This is a genomic window from Streptomyces sp. Je 1-332, assembly GCF_040730185.1.
In the GTDB taxonomy this organism is placed as follows: Bacteria; Actinomycetota; Actinomycetes; order Streptomycetales; family Streptomycetaceae; genus Streptomyces.
Map to the genome: position 1 here is coordinate 173,527 of NZ_CP160402.1, position 15,497 is coordinate 189,023.

Sequence of the window (15,497 nt, forward strand, 5' to 3'; positions counted from 1 at the left end):
CTTGTCACGGGACACCTCCCGCCGCGGACGCGGCCGGAGAGGGTCCTAGCGAGGCAGTTCCCCACCTCGCCCACTCGGAGGATCCTCAGTCGAGACAGAACTCGTTGCCCTCAATGTCCTGCATCACGATGCAGGACTCGTTCTCGCCGTCGGCACGCATCGTTCGCACATGTACCGCACCAAGCGCCACCAGCCGTGCACATTCGGCTTCAAGCGTGGCCAGACGCTCCGCGCCCACGAGCCCGGTACCGGCCCGCACGTCGAGATGCAGCCGGTTCTTGACGACCTTTCCTTCGGGAACGCGCTGGAAGAGCAGGCGCGGGCCTTCACCCGAGGGATCACTGCACGCGAAGTAGATCGCCTGATCCTCAGGTGGCAGGGAGCGATGGTAGTCCTCCCAAGTGGCGAAACCCGTCGGGACCGGAGGTACGACGTAGCCCAGCACCTCGCACCAGAAGCCGGCGAGACGCGCAGGTTCCGCGCAGTCGAAGGTCACTTGAAACTGCTTGATCGTTGACATCGGCGCACGATAACAGGGGCCCTACTCATCGCCGAGCGAGGCGTCGAACAGGGCTCTGTCCTGGGCGTTTTCCGCTGGGTAAAGCCTTCCTCGGCCTCGCCATTTTGACTGATCACCCAATGACGCGTCCGACGCCGCCGTTCGGACCGTCCTGTTAGCCCCGGCTCGGGCCGGTGAACCCGATGCTCTGGCGCCAGTTGAGCTCGTCGACTCCGTCGCCGGTCTCCTTGCGGAAGACGACTCGGTATCCGGTCCAGGAGAAGCGTGTCCATTTCCACCCGTCTTCCCCTCTGATCACGTGCGCGTCCCAGTCCGTCAGGTCGCCGTTGCCCACGGCGGCGATCACCGTGTCGTCGGCGTCACCGAGGTCACAGCCCTCGTTGTGATGGGCGATGACCGCGACGGTGTTCTTGTAGGTGCTGAGATCAACTCCGCAGTCGGCGTCCCCCGCCGCAGGGTGGAGAACCCGGGGCTGCGACCAAGAGCCGCCATCGGCGCCTTGATGCCTTTCGGTCAGGCCTTGCTCAGTGAAACGCACCGAGACACGAACGCCGTCCTCCAGCACCACTGGACCCTGCTGACTGGTCGTTTTGACGGAAGGCGTCTTCACCGGCCACTCGGCGCATCCCACCCACGCGCCCACCACCGCAAGCACCAGTCCCCCGGCCACCAGACCACGCCTCAAGCGCATCGTCGATCTCACCTCTTTCCTTCATCCACTGCCGGGTCCAGGACGACCGATCACCACCGCGCGGTTCCATCTCCACGCGAGCGGCGTAGTTGCTGCGGCTGCACGGTCCCGGCCACGGGAACCGGGACCTCGCAATCCTGGTCGAACATGCGGACCACCTGCTGAAGTCGGACTTCCTGGGCACGTTCGTGTCGGTTCTCGCCCAGGCGGCTTGGAACTCCAACCTCCGCCTGGACGCCGACGGAGAGCTCGATGAATCGCGGCGACGCATGGCCCAGCACTTCGTCTTCCTCCTGGACCACACTGCACCCGCGGCCTTCACGGAAAAGGCAGCCCGCGGCACGGACGTGGCGGTGGCGCTCGCGGACGGCCGCCTACTCGTCACCCTGACCGACGTTGACTGGCCCCGCGGAGATCCCGCCTCCGCCCCGTGGACAGCCGGCCCGCTCTCCTTCGCGGACAAGGAGATCCTCTGCGGCACGACCGTCAAAGCCATGGAGACCTTCCAACACCACCTCGGCTGCTCGAGCGACGAGGCCCTGCACATCGTCCAGGCCCGCGCTGAGCACCTGCACCGCGAAAACCGAACGGCTACGTGACTGTCGTCAATCCCGCCGAACTCTGGGGTCAGGAGGCAGTTTTCGTCGCTCCCACTCAGCCGGCCGCGGTGATCTGTGACGCCTCGCGTGCTTCGGTGAGGGCCCGCTGCCGGAGGTTGCCGCCGAACAACTGAATCGTGGTGGCGGCCAAGATGTCATCCCTGCCGATGGTCCGCCCGTCCCCGCTGCGAGTGGACAGGGCGGCCCGATGGGAATCCGGGGCCGGGGCCGGCTCCGGCTCGGTCGACATCACCAGGGAGACCGAACCGAATCGTTTGACCCCGCCCTCGCGGACGACCATGGCCGCGTCCCGGGCGAGGTCCGTCAGGAACACACTCGCGATCCCGTCCAGGTCACGGACCATCGCTGGGACGGCCGTCACCCCCTGGCTCCGCAGCATCTGCTTGACCCCAGCCTCGAACCTGTGAGCACCGACCACCGCAACTGCTTTGCGCGACCTGCTGCGCTGACGAGAAGGCACGATGACACCCTCGGCGTCGTACAGGACACCGGTCAGGCCCTTGAAGGTGGGACTGTGGTCGTACCACTTGGCCCCCACCTCGAGTTCGATGTTCCGGTCGATCGCCGAAAGAAGGTCCCCGGGTATCAGCTTTTTCCGGGCCTCCTCCGCTGCCGCTCTCCTCGCGCCGTCGATGATCTCCGTCAGCACTGTCCGCGTCACCGACGCGGCGGCCCACGCGGCCGACCGAGAGACATTCATCGAAGTCACCTCCCTGAACACCGCTTTGACGAGAGAAGGCTTGAACGGCGAGACATCTATGACCGAGGCGGTGGCGTGACCGTTTCGGCCAGGGCGTGCGTGTTGTGTGGCCATCGGAAGAAGCGCTCCCTGCTGTTGGAGTTACTCAGAGGACCACACTCCACCACGCAGCCCGGTCGGAGGGCCTAGTCCTGGGCACTTAGCCAAGCCCCCCTGCTCACCCATCGCGACGGCGCCCGGATAGTGGCCGGCACATTCGCTCCCAGAGCCAACACCGTCATCGGCTCGGACGTGTCCGTACAGGTGCTTTGCCGGGCCGGCCTGCCTCCCGCCCAAGCGGGCTGGGTCACCGTCGCCCTCTTCACTTACCGCGACCTCGCATCAGATGGATCGCAAAGAAGACGGCGCCGACGACCACAAGGGCGCCGAAGGCGATCCCGAGCCAGGGTGGGCCGTCGGGCCCCCCGCCCGGGGCTGCCAGCTCTGTCGCACGCATCTGGTCCTCCTCCGTTCCGTTGCCAAGTCTTCTCGACCTGGTATCCCCCCGGGGGGAAGGGCCCGCGCCCACGGTGCGCGGCCGCCCTCGAGCGGGCCGGTCATAACAGAGTCTGCTACTGAGCTGCGAGGTCCGGGGCTACCTCCGCTCCCGGCACAGGTGGCGCCTCGGTGACGTCGAGGAAGACCTGGTCGGCCTGCGGCCAGCGTTCGGCCACGCCGGATTTGATGCGCTCCATGACGAGTTCCACGACCTCGCTGTCCCGGCCGGGGGCGAGGTCGATGCGGGCGGCGACGAGCGTCGAGTCCATGCCGAGCCGCATCGTGAGCAGGCTCGCGACACGGTCGATCTCGGGCTGCTCGGCGAGGAAGTGGGCTATCTCCTCGCGCAGTTCGGGGTCGACGGCCTCGCCGATGAGCTGGTCCCTGGCCTCCTTGCCCAGGCGGTAGGCCACCGCGATGAGCAGTAGACCGATCGCTATGGAGGCAGCTGCCTCGTAGACGACCTCGCCGGTCGCCATGTGCAGGCCCATGCCGATCATCGCGAGGGTCACGCCGAGCACGGCGGTTCCGTCCTCGGCGATCACGGTGCGCAAGGCCGGGTCGGAGCCGATGCCGCCCTCCTGTCGCCGCACCTGCCACAGCGCGCGGACGAGGGAACCCCCCTCGGCGAGGAACGCGACTCCGAGTACGACGAGACCGATGATGTAGCCGGTCGTGGTTTCGGAGCTCTCGGAGCGCAGCGCCTCGACGCCCTGGAAGACGGAGAAGCAGCCACCGGTGACGAAGATGCCGACGGCGGCGAGCAGCGACCAGAAGAAGCGCTCCTTGCCGTAGCCGAAGGGGTGCTGGCGGTCGGCCGGTTTACGGCTGCGGCGCAGCGCGGCCAGCAGGAAGACCTCGTTCATGCTGTCGGCGACCGAGTGAGCCGCCTCGGAGAGAAGCGCGGGTGAGGCCGCGAACAGTCCGCCCGCCACCTTGGCCACGGCGATGACCAGGTTTGCGGCGAGAGCCACCCACACGGTGGTCTTCGTCTCCTGGTCCTTCGACGACTTGTTCCTCGCGGCCTGCTCGCTCGGCTTACTCGCGGCCTGCTCGCTGGGCTTTCCCACGGCCTGCTCGCTGGGCGCTCGCTCGGCCGACGCCGGTCTGCTCGGCGTTTGCTCGGTCGACGGCTTGGCGGTCATCAGGCCTCGCAGTTCTGGTAGGTCTCAGGGGTGCTGCAGTGGACAACACGCCGTCGTGTACCCCGGCGATGTGGCTCCAGACGTGCAGGTGCCGTCGCTCCGTACGCGGGCCGGACGCGCGCATGGATCCGGTTCGAACGCTGGCGTCCGGCCGCGCCACGCGGCGAGCGAGCCCCCTCCCTGCCTGTGCTCGGACGCCACCGGACGACCCACGTCGGCGCGTGATCCACGTCACCGTGAGAGCCCCGCCCAAGTGTCATGTCCCTGATCTGCTCGGATAGGGTCCGCGTGCACCGTGAGCGACTGCCACGGGGCGCATCGTTCCCTTTTCTTACGTACGGGGTACATACGGCATGGATTTCGTTTTCCACCTGCTCTTCCCACTGATCATCGTGCTGATGTTCTGGGCCGCCTACGCGATCGTCAGCCGGACTCGGCAACGGCGCGCGGCCTGGGAGAGCGGGCTGACCGCGTCGGCGCGGGTGGTGCGTGCCTGGGTCACTGTCCAGATGGTCAACAACGTGGCGCGGCGCATCCAGTGGCACGAGTACGACTTCACGACGGCGAATGGCCTGGCCGTCCGGTTCAAGGAATCAGGTGGCCCGACGAGCCGTGAGCCGGGCGACGAGACGCTCGTGTACTACGTGGGCGACGAGCCGGACAAGGCCACTGCCTCCGAGCCCCGGCCAGGCAAGGACATGTTCGGGCTGGTTTTCGGTCTCGGCGTCATCGGGGTGGGCGTCGTCATCCTTACCAAGGTGATGATCCAGTACTGGTGATCGCGCAGCCTCTGGAAACGAAACCGCTCTCTCAGGCGCGCGGGGTGAGTCGAACGGTCACGATCTGGAACGGCCGCAGCGCGAGAGTCAACCCTTCGTTGCTGCGGGTGAGTTCCGGTACGTCCGGCAGGGGCCGTTCGAGCAGATCGGTCAACGTAGCGTCAGCCAGCGCGAATCCAGCCCGCAGGGTCGTCGTGGCGCGCCCGCCGAGTGACTCGTAGAGTCGCACGATCACGTCTCCGGAGGAGTCGTCCGCGAGTTTGACCGCCTCGATCACGACACCGCTGTGGTCGACCTCGACGAGCGGTTCGACGGCAGCCGTGCCGGCGACGCCGCGTTCGGCGAGGTTGAAGCCGTAGCCCTCACGGATGGCGTCGCCTGTGTCGGCGCCGAGCACCAGGCCGTAACGCAACCGGTGTTCGCCCTGGTCCGCTTCGGGGTCGGGGAAGAGTGGGGCGCGCAGGAGCGAGAGCCTGGCGGTGGTCGTCGTGCCGCCGTCGGGGCGGACGTCGCGGGTGACGTCGTGGCCGTAGGTGGAGTCGTTGACCAGGGCCGCTCCCCAGCCTGGCTCGGCGAGGTGCAGGTAGCGGTGGGCGCAGATCTCGAAGCGGGCCGCGTCCCAGCTGGTGTTGGAGTGGGTGGGCCGCCGGACGTGGCCGAAGGGGATCTCGCTGGTGGAGTGGTCGGCGCGAATGTCGAGGGGGAACGCGGCCTTGAGGATCTTCTCTCGCTCCCGCCAGTCGACGGTGGTGTCGATGTCGAGGCGGCGGGAGCCCTCGCGCAGCGTCAGGAGTTGGCGGATGCGGGACTGGTTGACGGTCCGTACGACCTCGATGGCGTCGCCGTGGGCGGTGACCTTGTCCGCCTGCGTGAGGTCCTGCACGGTGTTGCGGTAGAACGCGTCGACGTCCCAGGCGTCCCACTGGTTGGGGAAGTCCTGGTGGAGTTGGAGCAGGTTGCCCACTGTCCCCGGGGCGAGCGCCTCGCGTCGGGCGGAGCAGTCGTAGGCGGAGGTGATCAGTCCACGGGCGTCGACCGTGATGCGGATCAGTCCGTTGTCCAGGATGAGGCTGCCGCCGTGACTTGCTCGTACGGGTACCGTCCGCGGCGATGTGGGGCGGGGTGTGCCGCCGAGGGCGGGCACTCCGTCGCGGTCATGCGGAGCCGCGTTGAAGACGACCTCGCTGCCGTCAGGATCCGGTGGTCCGGCCAGGGACCGCTGGGCCGTGTCGATGATGGTGTTCAGTTCGCGGACGGCTTCCCGGTGGGCCTGCTCGGTTTCCCGGTGTACCCAGGCGATAGAGGAGCCGGGCAGGATGTCGTGGAACTGCTGCAGCAGGACCGTCTTCCAGATCCGGTCGAGCGCGGCGTACGGGTACGGCTCGCCCGTCCGCATGGCCGCCGTGGCCGACCACAACTCCGCCTCGCGCAGCAGGTGTTCACAGCGGCGGTTGCCCTGCTTGGTGGCGAGTTGACTGGTGAGAGTGCCTCGGTGGAGTTCCAGGTAGAGCTCACCGACCCACACCGGTGCGTCGGGGTATTCGTCGTGGGCTTTGGTGAAGAAGTCGGCAGGGCCCTCCAGTTCGACCTTCGCGGAGCCCTCCAGGTTCGCCAGCCGGTCGGCGCGTGCCAGCATCTCGCGGGTGGGGCCTCCGCCGCCGTCGCCGTAGCCGAAGGGCACCAGGGAGCGGTTGGTGGCCCCCTTGTCGCGGAAGTTGCGTTCGGTGTGGCCGATGTCGGCCCCGGAGAGGTCGCCGTTGTAGGAGTCGACGGGCGGGAAGTGGCTGAACACGCGGGAGCCGTCGATGCCCTCCCACCAGAAGGTGTGGTGCGGGAACGCGTTGGTGGTGTTCCAGGAGATCTTCTGCGTGAGGAACCAGTCGATGCCGGCGAGCTTCATGAGCTGGGGCAACGCGGCGTTGTAGCCGAAGGTGTCCGGCAGCCACATGTCGCGTGTCTCGACGCCGAACTCCTCCAGGTAGAAACGCTTTCCGTGGACGAACTGGCGCACCAGGGACTCACCGCCGGAGAGATTGGTGTCGGGCTCGACCCAGAGACTGCCGGTCGGCAGGAACTGCCCGGTCGCCACCTTCTCCAGTACCCGGGCGTACACCTCGGGGCGCTGCTCCTTGAGCCAGGCCAGTTGCTGGGCCTGTGACATGACGAACCGGAAGTCGGGGTGGTCGTCCATCAGCGCCGTCACGTTCGAGACCGTGCGGGCCGCCTTGCGGACGGTTTCGCGTACCGGCCACAGCCAGGCCGTGTCGATGTGGGCGTGGCCGACGGCCGAGATCTGATGGGCGCCCGCGTGTGCGGGTGCGGAAAGCGCCGGGGCGAGGAGCGTCCTGGCCTGCCCGGCGGAGGCGGCGATGTCCTGGAGGTCGATCGCGTCGAGAGCCCTGCTGACCGCGTGCCGGATCTGGCTGCGGCGGGTGGAGTCCTCGGGCAGTTGGTGCATCAGCCCGGACAGTACATCGAGGTCCTGGACCAGCTCCCAGACCGTCTCGTCGAAGACGGCAAGGTCCATCCGCGTCAGCCGGTAGAGCGGTTCTCCGGCCGGTTCGGCGGGCTCCTCGCCGCGCAGCCAGGGGGCGATGTCGCCTGCCTCGGTGGGAACATAGGGGTCGCCCGCGGCGTCGAAGTCGAAGATCAGCGGGTTGGCGGCGGCCTCTATGTGAAACTCGAAGTCCTCGCCGCCCTGGGCCTGTTCGGCGATCAGGAGCCAGGTGTTACGTGGGTTGAGCGCCTTCACCGGAGTCCCGTCCGGCCGGTGGACAAGCCCCTCGGCGGAGAATCCGGGCTGGGTGGCGGCGAAGCCGAGGTCGAGCACGGCTTCGACCCGCTCCCCCGCCCAGTCGTCGGGGACGGTGCCGCGGATCTTGAACCAACTCGTGGACCAGGCCGGCCCCCAGGGGGTGCCGGTGGCGACCGGCTCGTAGGGCCCCGCGATGCCTTCCTTCACCGGTATGGGTTCACCGAAGGTGTGATGGGCGCTCACTTCGAGAGGGAGGGAGCGTGCGTGGACTGCCGGCCTGAGGCGTTGGTCGAGGACCCGGGCGAGCCGGCGTTCGGTCAGCGTGCGGTCGTCGTGCATAAGACTCCGTCCAAAGTTCCGCGCAGGGCGGCAGACTGGCCCGCCGAGCCCGTCGTGGGACAGCAGAGACCCGAAGAGAAGAGGGGCGGGCTGCGGGAGGCCTAGATGTGGTGGGTCCCGTACCGGATGACTTCGATGGGGACCATGGAACGTCGCACGGGCAGCGCGGCGCCGGGGCCGGCGTTGATGCGGTCGATGAGCATCTGACCGGCCCTGCGCCCGATCTCGTCGGCGTCGTAGGACGCGATCGTCAGCGGAAGCCCGAGGACGTCCGCAAGGTCGAAATCGTCGAATCCGGCAAGCGACACCGGAACGTCTAGGGTGCGGACAGCTCGGACGGCACCCTGGGTGAGACGGTTGTTGGTACAGAAGAGGGCAGTAGGTGCGTCGGGCTGCTGCAGCAGGGCGACGGCGGCACGCTCGGCCGCGGCCACGTCGGAAGGTCCGCGGCGGATGGTGCGCTCGTCGGGCTCCAGGCCGGCTTCCTCGTGCGCGGCCCAGTAGCCGCGGAACCGTTCGGCGCCGGTGTAGAGCGCCGGCGGGTTGCCGAGGAACCCGATGTGCCGGTGACCGTCCTCGATGAGCCGGGCGGTCGCCGCCTCGGCTCCGCCGAAGTCGTCCACCAGTACGCAGTCGGCTTCCATGCCCGCCGGCGGCCGGGCGGCGAGGACGAGGGGCATGCCGCGCAGGGCGGCCGGGGTCAGGTGCCGGTGGCTGCCGCTGGCGGGCACCACGATCATCCCGTCGACCTGGCTGGCGGCGAGATCCTCCACCAATCCCCGCTCCCGGTCGACCTGTTCGGCGGTGTTGCCGAGCAGGACCCGCAGGCCGTGCGCGTAGGCGACCTCCTGGACGCCGAGCGCCAGCCGTGAGTAGAAGGGGTTGGCCAGGTTGGTGACGACGAGACCGATCATCCCGCTGCCGCCGACCCGCAGACGGCGGGCGGTTTCGTTGCGCCGGTAGCCGAGCGCGTCGACGGCGCTCAGCACACGCTGCCTGGTGGCCTCGGTGACCTGGGGGTCGTCCTTGAGGACCCGCGAGACGGTCATCGCGCTGACCTTGGCACGAGCGGCGACATCACGCATCGTCGGCGCGGCGGCGTCGCTCGGTCGGTGCTGCGCCACGGCCGGTCCTTCCTTCGTACCTTCACGGGGTCATTGCCATCGGCGGGCTGCCGGAGCTGCGGGCGCCGTCATTCTAGAGAAGTTCTCCGCCTCCAACGCCGTGCGCACCGGCCGGTGCGGGCCTGTGGCGAGGCTCAGTTGCCTCCTCACGGCGGAGCCGCGCGGCAGGAGTCAGGCGGTACGGGGCGGGACGCGAGGACTCCGGTGTCCCGCTCCTCCCCCTGGGTCCGACAGTCCAAGGCCCAGTGAGCGGCGCCGATCAAAGGAGCGTCGTGTGGCCTGCGGGCGCTGCGAAGTTCCATGGCGGCGACGGCGGCAGCCGCTTCGTGCCCGGCGGCCTCGGCTCCGGTGGTGAGGCCCTCCCGCAGCGCCGGGCCGATGAGGTCCCAGGACGCGGCCATGGAGCCGCCGACCACCATCACGTCCGCCCGGAAGGCGCCGCACCACGGTGCCAGGGCACGCCCCAGCGTGCTGAAACACCCGAGGATCGTCGCCGCGGCCCGGGGGTCCCCCGTGCGGGCCAGTGCGGCGATGTCGCTGACGTCCGGGCCCTCGGCTGCTCGTGCAAGGCCTGCGGCCTTGGCATACCGCGCGCGGATCGCCCGGCGCGAGACCACGTCCTCCAACGGCAGCCCGTCGACGCTGATGCGATGGGCCCGGCCGTCGGGCGGCACAGCGGGGCCTTCCGTGACGGGCTGTCCGTCGAGCAGGAAGGACGATCCGACGCCGGTGCCGAGCGTGATGCACACGGACCGGTTTCGCCTTGCTGCCGCTCCCCTGTGGTGCTCGCCGATGGCGAAGGCGTCGGCGTCGTTGAGGAAGCGGATGGCGCGCGGATTGGGCAGCCGCTCGCGCAGCTCCGCCCCGACGTCGACGCCGTGCAGCGACTCGAACTTGCCGATGCCGCGGAATCGTCCGATTCCGGCGGCGTAGTCGAAGGGCCCCGGTACGGCGACGCCCCATCGCGCGTCGGCGGGCGCTTCCGTGTGCCGGGCAGCTGCGGCGAAGGAGTCGAGTATCTCCGTCGCACCCGCGTCGGCGGACACCGGCCTGCGCACGAGGGAGTCGGTGACCGGGACACCGTTGCTCATGTCCACCACGGCGGCGGTGACATGCGTGCCGCCGATCTCCAGCACGGGCACCCGGGTCATGACGGCTTCACCAGGGACTTGACGACCTGTACGGGTCGTACGCCGACGGGGTGCAGTCGGTATGCCCCCACGGCTGCGGGCACGGTGAGGGTTTCGGCGAACGCCAAGTCATGACGCCGGCCGTCGGCGGTCTCCACCACCACGCCGTCACCGGCGGCGACGTTGAGGATGTGGAAACGGCCCTCGGTGTCGTCGTCGGCCGGCTCCGTCCCCTCCAGCACCAGCCGGTGGACCGCGTAGAACATCTCGGGCAGAGCGCCGACGATCTCCTCGCGCCAGCCCGGGCCCTCGCGCAGGACGCGCGGCTGCGGGACGAGGTCCTCGACGACCTCGGTGCCGCGTCGCTCGGTGTCGAGGTTGGCGAAGGCATGAGCGTGCGACAGCGGCCTGGGCACCCCGGAGTCGGAGCGGCGCAGCCAGTCGTAGAAGCGCAGCGAGTAGAGGTAGGGCGTGGCGCTGATCTCCAGCACGAGGTTGCCCGCGCCCGATGCGTGCGGGGTCCCGGCCGGGATCATGAACAGCTGGCCGGGGTCGGCGGGGAACGTCTGGATGTGGTCCTCGACGTGCAGCGGCGTGCCGTGCGCCGCCGAGGCCTCGACTTCCTTGCGGAGGATGTCCACGTCGGTACTCTGCCGCAGCCCGAGGAAGACCTGCGATCCGGGGTCGCTCGCCGTGACGTAGTAGGTCTCGTGCTGGGTGTAGGACCAGCCGAAGTTCTCCCGCATGTACTGCTCCTGCGGGTGGCAGTGCAGCGAGAGGTTGCCACCCCCGACCGTGTCGAGGTAGTCGAAACGGATGGGGAAGGAGGTGCCGTAGCGTGCGTGCACGTCGGCGCCGAGGAACCGTTCGGGGTGCAGGACGCACAGCAGCTGGAACGGCAGTTCCACCTGCGCTCCGGCGTCCTGGCCGACGAGGACGCCGGCTTCGGGGGCGATCAGCTCGTAGCCCAGTGCGGTGTTGCCGCCCTCGGGCTCGAAGCCGAGCTGCTCGGCGGCCCACTTTCCGCCCCAGGCGGTGGAGTTGAAGTACGGGCGGGTGCGCACCGGCTGCTGGGCGAGCGCGGTCAGGGTGGCGCGAAAGGCCTCGCCGTCCAGGGAGGCGGGGGCCTGCGGGTCCTGCACGTCGACCCAGCGGTCGATGGTGGGCGCCAGTGCGTCGCGGTGGCGGTCGGCGACCGGCCAGTCGGTGTAGAAGAGGCGGCGCAGTTCGCCGGGGGTGTCGGGGTGCCCCAGATTGACGCCTACGGGCAGGGTTCCGGAGGCCACGGCGGTCTCGGCGTAGCGCTTGGGCAGGTCGGCCCACCAGAGCAGGTCGGGCGAGCACAGGGCGGAGCCGGGGCCGAAGACCAGCAGAACACCGCTCGCGGGCCGATCGACGTTCAGCGGGCCCTCGAAGAGGTCGGCCATGTCGAACTCTGCGAGCGGCAGGAAGAAGACATCGCCGCCGTCGCGAGGGGTGCACAGCCGCTCGACGGCTGCCGGTGACCAGTGCTCGCGCACATCCAGGACCGCGACTTCGGTGCCCTGGGCGCGCAGGGCGGCGGCGAGCCCCTGTGCTGCCGCGTTCCAGTCCAGGGCCGCCGGTCCGTCCAGGGCGAGCACGGTCGGCCGGTCGGGCAGGGTCGCCGCGACCTCGTTCCACCCCGTGACCACGGTGCCGGTGGCCGCCGGGTAGCGGGGGTTGCGTTCGTAGGGTCGGGGCTCTGAGTGCACAGGTACTCCAGGAGTGGTGAGCGGGGGCAGCCGGAATGTTATCGATACCAATCAGAGTGCACAAGATGAATGCTCAGCGGCAAGTCATAACCGCTGCCAGGGACGGCACACAGACGGATTCCCGCAACAGAGTCTTGTTTCGGCCTCATGGTGTCGTTAACATCCTGGCCATCCGAACCGCCGATGCCGTGCGGTACGGCGAGATCTCGCGGAGGGCGTCAGGCCCTCTCACCCACCACACCCCAGAGCCAGGGATCCCGTCCGGGATCCACAGGGAAGGGCACCCATGAGATCAATCGGCGGGGCGACGCAGTGGCCGCCCCACCCGCTCGGCCGCCGCAGCGTCCTCGCGGGCATCGGAGCGGGCGCCGCGGTCGCGCTGGCCGGCTGCGCCCGCGGCGACAGCACCGCGGTGCAGCCGGGGACCACCTCGCTCACCAACGACAACGCCACCTGGGACCGGGGCTATGTCGCGGCCGGGCGGGAGCTCAAGAAGCTCACCGGTCACGCGCTGCGTCCGCTGTCCAACCCGAACCCCACGTCGTACAAGCAGGTCACGCAAATCTCACTGCAGACGACCAAGGCCACCGACATGATCAAGTGGGCCTCGGGCTACTTCCTCAAGTCGCTGGCCCGTACCGGTGAGCTCAGCGATCTCTCCTCGATATGGGCCGACTACGAGGACAAGGAGTGGGTCACCCCTCAGACCCGTGAGGCGATGTCCTACCGCGGCTCCGTCTACGGGATACCCCTCTACGAGTCGTACTACGTGCTGTTCTACAACACGGCCCTCTTCCGCAAGCACGGTCTGCGCGCTCCTGACACCTGGGACGAGCTGCTGCACAACGCCGAGGTGCTGAAGAAGGCCGGAGTCATCCCGTTCGTGGCGACCCAGGCCGGCAACTGGCCCGCCTACGAGTGGTTCCAGGAGCTGGTCAGCAAGGTGGATCCCGACTTCTACGCGGACCTGGTCAGCGGGAAGGCGCAGTACACCGACCCGCAGGCGCACAAGGCACTGCAGATCTGGCAGGACTTCATGCGCAAAGGCTGGATGACGCCGGCGGACTTCGACCAGAACAACGGCCCTGCCGCGCTGAAGTCAGGGCGCGTCGGCATGTTTCTGCACGGCTCGTGGCAGTCGCAGGGGATCGCCGCCACGGGTATGAAGCCCGGCACGGACTTCGACGCCTTCGTTCTGCCTCCCGTCGAATCATCCACCCGGCGCTCCGTGATCACCGAGTCCGGTGTTCTCGCCGTCCCGCGCAAGGCCGTTTCGCACGACGCGGCGATGGCCAACGCGGCGCACTGGCTCGACCCGAAGGTCCAGCAGGTGTGGACCGACTTCCTGCAGGACGCCTCGGCCAATCCGCGCTCCCGGCCGGGCAACCCGGTGATGGCGAGCCTCAAAGAGCGCGCGCGCAAGGAACGTTGGGCACAGCTTCCCCGCTACGGCGAGTCAGGCCCGCCCAACCTCATCCAGGGAAACACCGATGACCTGGGCAGTTTCATGACCGGCGCATCCTCCCCGCAGGCCACCTTGCGCAGCATGGCCGGCCGGGCGGCGGAGGAATGGGCCGCGTGGGAGAGGGACGAAGCATGAGTTCTTCCGTCGAACAACGGCGACCGCTGCTTCCCGGGCCGGATGCCTCCCCCGGTCCGCACCCGTCAGCCCCCACGCCCACGCGTCGCCGCCCCCGGCGGCTGACGGGCAAACTGGCCGCGACCGGATTCCTGGCCCCTGCTGTGCTCTTCGTGGGCGCACTGCTGCTGCTCCCGTTCGCCACCACCGTCTACCGGAGCTTCTTCGACGACCGGCGCATCTCCGGCTTCGCCGAATTCGACAACTACCTCCTCTTCCTCAACGATCCGACGCTGACCCGGTCGATCCAGAACACCTTGATGTGGGTGGTCGGCTCAGTCGCCCTCCCGATGGTGCTTGGCCTGGCCATCGCGGTGCTGACGCACAGCGGCGGATTGTCTCGCGTGGCCCGCCTGCTGGTCGTCCTTCCCTATGCCCTGTCCGGATCAGCCGTCGCGGTGGTGTGGCACTTCGTCCTGACCACCGACGGCGCCGCCAACCAGGTACTCAAGGCGTTCGGCCTCGATGCCTTCGCCCAGGGATGGCTCCTCGAATGGCCTGGCAACACACTGGTCATGATCATCGCCAACACCTGGCAGGCCGCGGGCGTCGCGGTGATCCTCTTCCTGGTCGGACTGCAGACCATCCCGCCCGAGACCCTGGAGGCCGCTTCCCTGGACGGTGCGGCGGGCTGGCGGAAGTTCTGGTACGTCGTCCTGCCCCAGCTGCGGACCGTGTCGGTGATCGTCGTCGGGACCAGCCTGGTCGGCGGCCTCAAGTCCTTCGACCTGATCTGGGTGCTCACCCAGGGAGGGCCCGGCCGGCAGTCGGAGACGCTCGCGGTCTCGATGTACCAGGAGACCTTCCTCGCCCTGCACCCCGGAGCAGGCGCGGCGGTCGCGGTCATCCTCACCGCGATCGTGCTCCTCGCCTCATGGCTGTACCTGCGGCGCCAGCTGACTCCGAAAGGCAACTGATCATGCCTACTCGCACCCCGCGCAGAAGTGCCCCACGGCCGCGGCCCACGGCAGGCCGGATCGTGCGCAACACGACCCTGGTGATCATCTCCCTGGTGTGGGCGCTGCCCACCTGGCTGCTGCTCGTCAACGCCCTGGTACCGTCCGCCGACTACGGTGGCGCGCCCCACTGGTGGCCGCAGGGGTTCGGCCTCTTCGACAACATGTCGCAAGCCTGGTCGCAGGCGGACCTCGGCCCCGCCATGGGCAACAGCCTCCTCTACGCCGTCACCAGCGCCGCGGCCGCCATCCTGGTGGCCACCACGGCCGCCTTCGCGACCGTCATCATGCCGGTCAAGCACAAGACCCTGTGGTTCTGGCTGATCTACTCCGGAACCCTGCTGCCGCTCCAGGTCTTCCTGCGCCCCCTCTTTCTGGCCTACGCCGACACCGGCCTCTACGACGCCCAGTTCGGGCTGTTCCTGGTGTACGTGGCCATCGCCATCCCGTTCGCGTACTTCATCATGCGCAACTTCGCGCTGACCCTCGCGCCGGAAATCATCGAGGCCGCAAGGATGGACGGTGCCTCATGGTGGCGGATCTTCTGGCAGATCCACGTGCCGCTGTCCCGGTCCGCCATGGTGGCCGCCTTCGTCTTCCAGTTCGTCGCCGTCTGGAACGACCTCCTGTTCGGCATCACGCTGTCCACCAGCAGCAACATCCGCCCCGTCATGGCCGCGCTGGCCGAACTCCAGGGCAACTACTCCAGCGTCGGGCCGCCGGTCGTGCTCGGCGGCGCGCTGCTGGTCTCGCTGCCGACCGTCGTCCTGTTCTTCTCCGCGCAGCGCTTCTTCGTCAGCAGCCTCAAGCTGCACGGCTGACCGCAGCT

Annotated in this window: 14 protein-coding genes; 6 read left to right on the plus strand and 8 right to left on the minus strand. The window is 68.7% G+C overall.

From position 1 onward, the window contains the following. Window positions 1–85 precede the first annotated feature (85 nt). Both ABXJ52_RS00880 and ABXJ52_RS00885 read right to left on the minus strand, forming a co-directional pair. Entirely contained in the window at window positions 86–520 is a 435-nt protein-coding gene (locus tag ABXJ52_RS00880) for a VOC family protein (protein WP_367038426.1), read from the minus strand. A gap of 154 nt (window positions 521–674) precedes the next feature. Continuing rightward, the gene (locus ABXJ52_RS00885) at window positions 675–1,058 is read right to left on the minus strand and encodes a hypothetical protein (RefSeq protein WP_367038428.1); all 384 of its coding nucleotides are present in this window, start codon (window positions 1,056–1,058) and stop codon (window positions 675–677) included. A 242-nt stretch (window positions 1,059–1,300) separates the two neighbouring features. Between ABXJ52_RS00885 and ABXJ52_RS00890 the strand changes: the two genes are divergently transcribed. Then, entirely contained in the window at window positions 1,301–1,810 is a 510-nt protein-coding gene (locus ABXJ52_RS00890) for a hypothetical protein (RefSeq protein WP_367038430.1), read from the plus strand. A gap of 55 nt (window positions 1,811–1,865) precedes the next feature. On the opposite strand, the gene ABXJ52_RS00895 is transcribed toward ABXJ52_RS00890, so the two are convergent. Next, on the minus strand, window positions 1,866–2,645 hold the full coding sequence (locus ABXJ52_RS00895; RefSeq protein WP_367038432.1) for a hypothetical protein: 780 nt from the start codon (window positions 2,643–2,645) through the stop codon (window positions 1,866–1,868). Window positions 2,646–2,774: 129 nt separating this feature from the next. On the opposite strand from ABXJ52_RS00895, the gene ABXJ52_RS00900 reads away from it, so the two are divergent. Then, window positions 2,775–3,149 carry a hypothetical protein gene (locus tag ABXJ52_RS00900; protein WP_367038434.1) on the plus strand — a complete coding sequence of 125 codons (375 nt, stop codon included), beginning with the start codon at window positions 2,775–2,777 and terminating at the stop codon, window positions 3,147–3,149. On the opposite strand, the gene ABXJ52_RS00905 is transcribed toward ABXJ52_RS00900, so the two are convergent. Further along, a complete protein-coding gene (locus ABXJ52_RS00905) occupies window positions 3,143–4,213 on the minus strand; it encodes a cation diffusion facilitator family transporter (RefSeq protein WP_367038436.1) in 1,071 nt (356 codons plus the stop codon). The genes ABXJ52_RS00900 and ABXJ52_RS00905 overlap by 7 nt on opposite strands. 353 nt (window positions 4,214–4,566) lie before the next feature. Here ABXJ52_RS00905 and ABXJ52_RS00910 point away from each other — a divergent pair, with 353 nt between their 5' ends. Continuing rightward, window positions 4,567–4,992: a DUF3592 domain-containing protein gene (locus tag ABXJ52_RS00910; RefSeq protein WP_367038438.1), complete on the plus strand. Its 426-nt coding sequence runs from the start codon at window positions 4,567–4,569 to the stop codon at window positions 4,990–4,992. Between the two features lie 31 nt (window positions 4,993–5,023). Here ABXJ52_RS00910 and ABXJ52_RS00915 read toward each other — a convergent pair whose 3' ends face one another. From ABXJ52_RS00915 to ABXJ52_RS00930, 4 genes are all read right to left on the minus strand, one after another. Further along, entirely contained in the window at window positions 5,024–8,086 is a 3,063-nt protein-coding gene (locus ABXJ52_RS00915) for a glycoside hydrolase family 38 C-terminal domain-containing protein (RefSeq protein ID WP_367038440.1), read from the minus strand. A gap of 101 nt (window positions 8,087–8,187) precedes the next feature. Beyond that, window positions 8,188–9,171 (minus strand): LacI family DNA-binding transcriptional regulator, encoded by a 984-nt coding sequence (locus ABXJ52_RS00920; RefSeq protein ID WP_367048723.1) that lies wholly within the window; start codon window positions 9,169–9,171, stop codon window positions 8,188–8,190. 185 nt (window positions 9,172–9,356) lie between these two features. After that, entirely contained in the window at window positions 9,357–10,361 is a 1,005-nt protein-coding gene (locus tag ABXJ52_RS00925; protein ID WP_367038442.1) for an ROK family protein, read from the minus strand. Then, window positions 10,358–12,013, minus strand: coding sequence for a class I mannose-6-phosphate isomerase (locus ABXJ52_RS00930; protein WP_367048725.1), 1,656 nt, complete (start codon window positions 12,011–12,013; stop codon window positions 10,358–10,360). Before ABXJ52_RS00930 ends, ABXJ52_RS00925 begins: the two co-directional genes overlap by 4 nt. 346 nt (window positions 12,014–12,359) lie before the next feature. On the opposite strand from ABXJ52_RS00930, the gene ABXJ52_RS00935 reads away from it, so the two are divergent. Genes ABXJ52_RS00935 through ABXJ52_RS00945 form a run of 3 tightly spaced genes read left to right on the plus strand, consistent with a single transcriptional unit; the run spans window position 12,360 to window position 15,489 of the window. Then, window positions 12,360–13,673: an extracellular solute-binding protein gene (locus ABXJ52_RS00935; protein ID WP_367038443.1), complete on the plus strand. Its 1,314-nt coding sequence runs from the start codon at window positions 12,360–12,362 to the stop codon at window positions 13,671–13,673. Continuing rightward, window positions 13,670–14,629 carry a sugar ABC transporter permease gene (locus ABXJ52_RS00940; RefSeq protein ID WP_367038445.1) on the plus strand — a complete coding sequence of 320 codons (960 nt, stop codon included), beginning with the start codon at window positions 13,670–13,672 and terminating at the stop codon, window positions 14,627–14,629. Before ABXJ52_RS00935 ends, ABXJ52_RS00940 begins: the two co-directional genes overlap by 4 nt. 2 nt (window positions 14,630–14,631) lie before the next feature. After that, window positions 14,632–15,489 carry a carbohydrate ABC transporter permease gene (locus ABXJ52_RS00945; RefSeq protein ID WP_367038447.1) on the plus strand — a complete coding sequence of 286 codons (858 nt, stop codon included), beginning with the start codon at window positions 14,632–14,634 and terminating at the stop codon, window positions 15,487–15,489. Window positions 15,490–15,497 lie beyond the last annotated feature (8 nt).

Coding starts and splice junctions, on each gene's coding strand:
- ABXJ52_RS00880 (WP_367038426.1), bottom strand. CDS start 520: ATGTCAACGATCAAGCAGTTTCAAGTGACCTTCGACTGCGCGGAACCT.
- ABXJ52_RS00895 (WP_367038432.1), bottom strand. CDS start 2,645: ATGGCCACACAACACGCACGCCCTGGCCGAAACGGTCACGCCACCGCC.
- ABXJ52_RS00905 (WP_367038436.1), bottom strand. CDS start 4,213: ATGACCGCCAAGCCGTCGACCGAGCAAACGCCGAGCAGACCGGCGTCG.
- ABXJ52_RS00910 (WP_367038438.1), top strand. CDS start 4,567: ATGGATTTCGTTTTCCACCTGCTCTTCCCACTGATCATCGTGCTGATG.
- ABXJ52_RS00915 (WP_367038440.1), bottom strand. CDS start 8,086: ATGCACGACGACCGCACGCTGACCGAACGCCGGCTCGCCCGGGTCCTC.
- ABXJ52_RS00920 (WP_367048723.1), bottom strand. CDS start 9,171: ATGCGTGATGTCGCCGCTCGTGCCAAGGTCAGCGCGATGACCGTCTCG.
- ABXJ52_RS00925 (WP_367038442.1), bottom strand. CDS start 10,361: ATGACCCGGGTGCCCGTGCTGGAGATCGGCGGCACGCATGTCACCGCC.
- ABXJ52_RS00935 (WP_367038443.1), top strand. CDS start 12,360: ATGAGATCAATCGGCGGGGCGACGCAGTGGCCGCCCCACCCGCTCGGC.
- ABXJ52_RS00940 (WP_367038445.1), top strand. CDS start 13,670: ATGAGTTCTTCCGTCGAACAACGGCGACCGCTGCTTCCCGGGCCGGAT.
- ABXJ52_RS00945 (WP_367038447.1), top strand. CDS start 14,632: ATGCCTACTCGCACCCCGCGCAGAAGTGCCCCACGGCCGCGGCCCACG.